The 1,095-nt window shown below is 40.5% G+C and carries 1 protein-coding gene; it reads right to left on the minus strand.

Features of this window, described 5'->3' with window-relative positions:
• Positions 1-173 precede the first annotated feature (173 nt).
• Positions 174-1,095, minus strand: a 922-nt coding sequence (locus tag QUA99_RS32945) for an ISKra4 family transposase (RefSeq protein WP_333381789.1), incomplete at its 5' end; no start/stop codon positions are given.

The following is a 1,095-nucleotide window of genomic DNA, read 5'->3' on the forward strand; positions in this document are numbered from 1 at the left end:
GGGAGCATCCCGGTTTTGTAAATGGTTAAAAGTATGATATGAGCCAAAATTTTTCGCCCTGCGCTACATGATAGAACGGAAAAGTTGTCGCCCGCAGGCTAACCTAACTGGCGAGAGATGAGTATTTAAAGTATGGGATTTGGGAATAAAAATATAGGAAAGGTGTCTATATTCTAGATTACTTCATTCAAGTAAGCACACCTAAGTTTGAGCATTTGATTAATATTTTCACGACCCCACTGAGCGCCGGAAATTTTCAATCTTCTGTCAATCTGTTTGACTAATGATTCCACTGCTCCCGACCCAATAGAACAAATATTTTGACTGGATAATAGTTGATAGTTAACAATTCTATTCCGATGTTTTGTGAGATATTTACAAAAGTTGGTAGTCTGACGACTATTGCACGACTCAAACAACTTAATGGTTTCATCTATACGACCTTGCCATAACAATTCTTTGGCTCTCGACAGCCGTTTCCTAGACCCTGATACTTTGTACAGATTTTCTACTAAATGATACCAGTCTAAGATTTCTCGGCGATTGCCATCCGGATTGAATTTACCAATCAGATTCCAAATTCCGTCATGTCCATCACCCAAACAAGTCACTACGGCATTTAACGGCTGACGATTGACATAATCAATCAATACTTCATTTTTCAGAAAATATGCAGCATAAAAGCTGCCATGAAGACTAACTGCTTTGTAATCGAGCCAGTGAGAACCCTCCCCTTTTGCTCCTCTAACACGCACTTTCCCTCCATCCACACTGGTTTCTTTAATGGGGTCGGAGGCTACTGGTTCAACCCACTCCTGGTTTTCTACCAATCTATGTAAACTGGTATGACCTATCTTGACTCCCGTCTGTACTTCAATTTCTTGAGATGCCTTGGAATAGGATAACAGGGCTACTTGTCGCAGACAACATTTCTCAAAGAAAGGGGCCAAGCGAGTCGATTTTTTGAGATTTAATTTTTCTGCTTGTTTTTCGGTAATTTTTAACTCACCCACACAGCTTTTTACTGTTCGGGGGCGTCCTTTGTCTGTTCCCGTGGTTTCTTTGATAAAAAAAAAGCAACTTCGGGTCCCACTA

The sequence above is a fragment of the Microcoleus sp. F10-B2 genome (assembly GCF_036704965.1).
GTDB lineage: Bacteria > Cyanobacteriota > Cyanobacteriia > Cyanobacteriales > Microcoleaceae > Microcoleus.